This window comes from Sphingopyxis sp. (assembly GCF_035998965.1).
Taxonomy (GTDB): domain Bacteria; phylum Pseudomonadota; class Alphaproteobacteria; order Sphingomonadales; family Sphingomonadaceae; genus Sphingopyxis.
On sequence record NZ_DASYHE010000050.1, the window covers coordinates 172,244 to 178,243 of the forward strand.

Consider the following 6,000-nt stretch of genomic DNA (forward strand, 5'->3'; position numbering starts at 1 on the left):
TGAATCGTCCGGTGGCGCCGAGCGTCGCATCTGCAATTCCTCTCCATATTTTGACAGCAACGCTATCCAAATAGCTTGCGGCAAGCAAGTGTTTATAGCGCTTTGCCGGGTCGCGTTTGCTCATCCCTTCAGGAAAAATGGGGCCGCCGCGTGACGTCTCGCCGAAGTTTTGCTCTGGTGAAAAAAAGGAGACCACCCCACCGCTCGGACGATCGAGTGGGAGACTACTCGGGAAAAATGTCAGAAGAACCGCGGAGGAGCGAGGGGCATGCCGCCGGGCTTAGAATCGGCTTCTGAAATGCGATCGAAAGATCAGACCATGCGTAAGCCGACTGCCCTTTCCGGCTAAGCGACGGGTCGCAACGCAATTATTTTGTGGGGATGGATGTGGGGTCATTTTCGCGACCACTATAAAAACTATCTAAAATCAAAGCTTTAGAGGGTGTAATTGGCTCCCCGGGTAGGATTCGAACCTACGACCGATCGATTAACAGTCGATTGCTCTACCGCTGAGCTACCGAGGAACACGCCGCCGTCGCGGACAAGGCGGCCCCTTTGCCGTCGCTTGCGACATTTTGCAAGGCCTCAAACGATAAATTGTTCCATTGCGATGCGTTCGTCGAGCCCTTGGTCGGGATCGAACAGCAAAGTCAGCGGGCGGCTGCGATCGGTGGTGACCAGCACGGTCTTTACATCGCGGATTTCGCGTTGGTCGGCGACCGCGCTGACCGGGCGTTTTGCTGCCTCGCGGACGTTGAAGCGGATGCTTGTCGATTCGGGAACCAGCGCGCCGCGCCAGCGGCGTGGCCGGAACGGGCTGATCGGGGTCAGCGCCAGCATTTCGGATTCGAGCGGCAGGATCGGGCCATTGGCACTGAGGTTGTAGGCGGTCGAGCCCGCCGGGGTCGCCACCAGCACGCCGTCGCAGGAGAGCTCCTCCAGCATCGTCTTTTCGTTGATGATCACTTCGAGCTTTGCCGCCTGGCGGGTTTCGCGGAGCAGCGAAATCTCGTTGATCGCGGGCAGAATATGGCGTTCACCGCTGATCGTCGTGATGTCGCCGCTCAAGGGATGGATCAGGAATGGCCGCGCGGCGGCGATCCGGTCGATCAGCCCCTCGATGCGAAACTCGTTCATCAAAAAGCCGATGGTGCCGCGGTTCATCCCGAACACCGGCATACTGCGACGCTGGTCGAGCAGCTGGTGCAGCATGTGGAGCAGGAAGCCGTCGCCGCCGAGCGCGATCAGCAGATCGGCCTCGTTCAGGTCGACGAAGTCGTAGAGAGGGCGCAGCTCGGCCTCTGCCTCCATGGCGGCGGGCGCGTTCGATGCGACAAGCGCGATCTTGCGATGCATATTGGTCCGGTTCCCCTCGCGGCCAGGTTCAGCCGCCCGTTGCACTCATATGACGCGCGACCGCCGGTGTGGACTTTCGTTCGATATGAAAGTCATGCGCGCGGGGTTTGCCAGCCAATGCCAGATCAATCAACCCATCTACATCGCCCGCGCCGCGCAGGGCGGCGCGCAGGTCGACATGGTCGTCCTGGCCCAGGCACATATAGACGCGCCCCTCGACGGTCAGGCGAATGCGGTTGCACGTCGCGCAGAAATTGTCGGACAGCGGGGTGATCAGGCCGAGCGTCACCGGGCTGTTCTCGATCGCGAAGTAACGGGCCGGGCCGCCGGTGCGCTTCTCTACCGGATACAGCGCGCTGACGTCGCGCAGCGGCGCGATGAAATGGTGGAGCGGGATATAATGGTCGCTGCGGTCGGCTTCGACCTCGCCCAGCGGCATGGTTTCGATCAGCGTCAGGTCGCAGCCGGTCGCATCGCAATAATCGAGCATCGGCAGTAGCTGGTCTTCGTTGAGCCCGGCGAGCGCGACCATGTTGATCTTGACCGCGATCCCGGCCGCGCGCGCCGCGGCAATCCCGCCGAGCGCGACATCGACGTCTCCGACGCGGGTGATGTGGCGAAAGGCGACGGGGTCGAACGTGTCGAGACTGACATTGATACGGCGGACGCCAGCGGACGCCAGCATCGGGGCATATTCGGCCAGCCGCATGGCGTTGGTGGTCAGGGTGAGTTCGTCAAGGCCATGCCCGATCATGGCGCCCAGGCGCATTGCCAGCGTATCGATGCCGCGACGCACCAGCGGCTCGCCGCCGGTCAGGCGAATGCGACGGATGCCGCGCGCGATAAAGCGTTCGGCGAGATCGCCCATTTCCTCGATGCTGAGCACCGCCGATTTCGGCAGGAAAACCATATCCTCGGCCATGCAATAGCGGCAGCGCAAATCGCAGCGATCGGTGACCGACAGGCGTAAGTAGCTGATCTGGCGGCCATGGCCGTCGATCAAGGGCGCCGTCGATGCGGCAGGTTGGGAAAATGTGGCAGCCACAGGCGCCTTGTGATGCAAAAGGCAGGAACTTGGCAAGCAAAGCCTGCTAGGGAGACGGCCATGAATCGTTTATCCGAAACCCTGTCGGCATGTGTCCGAAAACTCGAAGCCCTGCACGCACGCCACGATGCCGACGCCGGCGTCATTCTGGTCCAGATCGACCAGATGGCGCGGATCAACAGCAGTGCGGGCACTGCGACCGGCGACGCGGTGCTCGACGAAATCGGGCGGCGGCTGGAAAATTTCGCCAGCGACGAATTCGGGCAGGGGTCGTGCGTCGATCGCCTGGATGGGCCGCGCTTCCTCATCGTGCCGTCGAGCCCTATGTCGTTGGGAGCACTCCGCGCGCAGGAACGCGCGCTGCACGTCGCGCTGGCCGAACCGATTGTGGGCGATCCGAACGGGCGGCTGTCGATCAGGATTGCGGCGGCGCTGATCACCCGCGACGAATCGGTCGCCGAGCAATTGCGTGTTGCGGGGGACCAACTGTCGCGTCCTGCGTCGGCGCGCGACGGCGTGATGGTGAACGCGGCGCTGGCGGGCAATGAGGTGGTGATCCATTATCAGCCGCAATATGATGTCGGCACCGGCGAAATGGTTGGGGTCGAGGCACTGCTGCGCTGGCAGCATCCCGAGCTTGGCCTGCTCGGAGCCGGGCCGCTGGTCACCGCGGCGCGCGCGGCGCGGCTGGAATGCGAGCTGACCGAACATGCGCACCGGGTCGCGCTGACCGAAATGGCTGGGTGGCCAAAGGCGCTGGCGAAACTGCGCGTGTCGCTCAACATCACCGCGGCCGATCTGGGCGATCCCGAATTTGCGGGGCGGTTCGCAGCGATGGCAAAGGCGGCCAAGGTCGATCCCGACCGGCTGACGCTGGAGCTGACCGAACAGGCGATGCTGAGCGATCCGGCGAGCGCGGCGGAGCAGTTGGCGCAGATTCGCGCGCTTGGCTGCGCGATCGCGATCGACGATTTCGGCACCGGCTATTCCAGCCTGTCGCTGCTCGCGCGGCTGCCGATCGATTATCTCAAGATCGACAGCGGCTTCACCCGCACCATCGACGGCAGCGATCGCGACCGCATTGTGGTCCGCGCCATCGTCGATCTGGCGCGCGCGCTGGGGCTGCTGGTGGTCGCCGAGGGGATCGAGAATGAGCGGCAGCTGGAGCGCCTGTCCGAACTGGGGGTCGCGTCCTGGCAGGGGTTTTTGAAGTCGGGTCCGGTGCCGGGGGATCAGTTGCTCAATCTATTGAATATCGAACGCCGTTCGCCCTGAGCTTGTCGAGGGGCCGTTCTTTCTTTGCAGCGTCGAAAGGAAGGACAGTGCTTCGACAAGCTCAGCGCGAACGGACGAAAGGTGGTAAGAAGGGGCTTAGGCCACCTGCTTCGCCAATTTCCCCAGCCCCTTCGACAATTGCAGCGCGCCGTTCAGTCGCGCCCCGGTGCTGGCCCAATCGCCGCTGACTGACAGCTTGTTGTCGGGGCGGATACGCGCGCGGCCTTTCAGCCGCTCGACATAGGCGATCAGCCCGGGAACATTGGCGAACTGGTCGCTGTGGAAACTGACCAATGCACCCTTGGTGCCCACGTCGAGCTTGGCGATGCCCGCGGCGCGGGCGTTCGCCTTGATCTCCATCAGCAGGACCAGGTTCGCGGTCTCGGGCGGCAGCGGGCCGAAACGGTCGATCATCTCGGCGGCAAAGGCATCGAGTGCCGGCCGGTCGGCCGCATCGTTGAGGCGGCGATAGAGCGCCATGCGCAGCGGCAGGTCGGGGACATAATCCTCGGGGATCAGGATCGGCGCGTCGACGGTGATCGTCGGTGACAAGGCTTCGCGCGGCGGCAGTTTGCCCGCGCCTTCGGCCTTGGCCATCAGGATCGCCTCCTCCAGCATCGACTGATACAGTTCGAAACCGACCTCGCGGATGTGTCCCGACTGTTCGTCGCCAACAAGATTGCCCGCGCCGCGAATGTCGAGATCATGGCTCGCCAGCTGGAACCCCGCGCCCAGCGTGTCGAGATCGCCGAGCAGCTTGAGCCGCTTTTCGGCGGTATCGGTGATCGCGCCATGCTCGGGGGTGGTGAGATACGCATAGGCGCGCGTCTTGGCCCGCCCGACCCGCCCGCGCAGCTGGTACAGCTGGGCGAGGCCAAAGCGGTCAGCGCGGTGGATGATCAGCGTGTTGGCGCTCGGGATATCGAGCCCGGATTCGACGATCGTCGTCGACAGCAGCACATCATATTTGCGGTCGTAAAAGGCGCTCATCCGGTCCTCGACCTCGGTCGGGGTCATCTGGCCGTGCGCGACGACATATTTGATTTCGGGGACACGGTTGCGCAGGAACTCCTCGATATCGGGCAGATCCCTGATCCGCGGTACCACAAAGAAACTCTGCCCGCCGCGGTCATGCTCGCGCAGCAACGCTTCGCGCAGGACGACGGCATCCCACGGCGCCACATAGGTTCGCACCGCGAGGCGGTCGACCGGCGGGGTCTGGATCACGCTGAGCTCGCGCAGCCCCGACATCGCCATTTGCAAGGTACGCGGGATCGGCGTCGCGGTCAGCGTCAGGACATGGACGTCGGCCTTGAGCTGCTTTAGCCGCTCCTTGTGGACGACGCCAAAGCGCTGTTCTTCATCGACGATGACGAGGCCGAGGTTTTTGAATTCGACCGATTTGGCGATGATCGCATGGGTGCCGACGACGATGTCGATATGGCCGCTCGCCAGCCCGTCGCGGGTCTTTTGCGCTTCGCCCGCCGGGACCAGACGCGATAGGCGGCCAATATTGACCGGGAAGCCTTTGAAGCGCTCGACAAAATTGGTGTAATGCTGGCGCGCCAGCAACGTCGTCGGCACGACCACCGCGACCTGCACCCCCGCCATCGCGGCGACGAAGGCGGCGCGCAGTGCAACCTCGGTCTTGCCGAAGCCTACGTCGCCGCAGACCAGCCGGTCCATCGGCTTGCCTGAAGCCATATCGGCGAGCACATCGCCAATCGCACGATCCTGATCGTCGGTTTCCTGATAGGGAAAGCGATCAGCAAAGGCGGGATAGGCGGCATCGGCGGCGAGCAATTCGCCCGAACGCAGCGCGCGCTGCGCCGCGGTCGCGAGCAGCTCGCCCGCGATCTCGCGGATCCGTTCCTTCATCCGCGCCTTGCGGCGTTGCCATGCCTCGCCGCCGAGCCGGTCGAGCGCAACCCCGTCGCTCTCGCCGCCGTAGCGCGAAAGGACGTCGAGATTTTCGACCGGGACGTAAAGCTTGTCGCCGCCCGCATAGGTCAGCGCGACGCAATCATGCGGGCTGTTCCCGACCGGGATTGAGGTCAGCCCCTCATAGCGCCCAATGCCATGATCGAGGTGGACGACCATATCACCGACGCTGAGCGTCGCGAGTTCGGCGAGGAAGGCGTCGGCGCTCTTGCGGCGCTTCTGGCGGCGGACGAGGCGCTCGCCGAGGATGTCCTGTTCGGTGAGCAGGCTGATCGCGTCGGAGGCAAAGCCGTGGTCGAGGGGGAGGACGATGAGGGCGACGTTGCCCGTCTCAGCCGATCCCATATTCCCGTTCGTGTCGAGCGAAGTCGAGACACGCCGCG

4 protein-coding genes and 1 tRNA gene are annotated in these 6,000 nt (G+C 63.8%); 1 reads left to right on the top strand and 4 read right to left on the bottom strand.

Annotated features, from left to right (window positions below; translation table 11 throughout):
• Positions 1-449 precede the first annotated feature (449 nt).
• The 3 genes from VGN68_RS08990 to moaA form a co-directional block, all read right to left on the bottom strand.
• Positions 450-524, bottom strand: a tRNA-Asn gene (locus VGN68_RS08990).
• Positions 525-585: 61 nt separating this feature from the next.
• Positions 586-1,356 carry an NAD kinase gene (locus VGN68_RS08995; protein WP_327475883.1) on the bottom strand — a complete coding sequence of 257 codons (771 nt, stop codon included), beginning with the start codon at positions 1,354-1,356 and terminating at the stop codon, positions 586-588.
• A 28-nt stretch (positions 1,357-1,384) separates the two neighbouring features.
• Complete coding sequence (gene moaA, locus VGN68_RS09000; RefSeq protein WP_327475885.1) at positions 1,385-2,359, bottom strand: GTP 3',8-cyclase MoaA; 975 nt, start codon at positions 2,357-2,359, stop codon at positions 1,385-1,387.
• Positions 2,360-2,461: 102 nt separating this feature from the next.
• Here moaA and VGN68_RS09005 point away from each other — a divergent pair, with 102 nt between their 5' ends.
• On the top strand, positions 2,462-3,676 hold the full coding sequence (locus VGN68_RS09005) for a GGDEF domain-containing phosphodiesterase (protein WP_327475887.1): 1,215 nt from the start codon (positions 2,462-2,464) through the stop codon (positions 3,674-3,676).
• A gap of 96 nt (positions 3,677-3,772) precedes the next feature.
• Here the strand turns inward: VGN68_RS09005 and mfd are convergent.
• A partial coding sequence (mfd, locus tag VGN68_RS09010; RefSeq protein ID WP_327475890.1) for a transcription-repair coupling factor occupies positions 3,773-6,000 on the bottom strand: 2,228 nt, incomplete at its 5' end.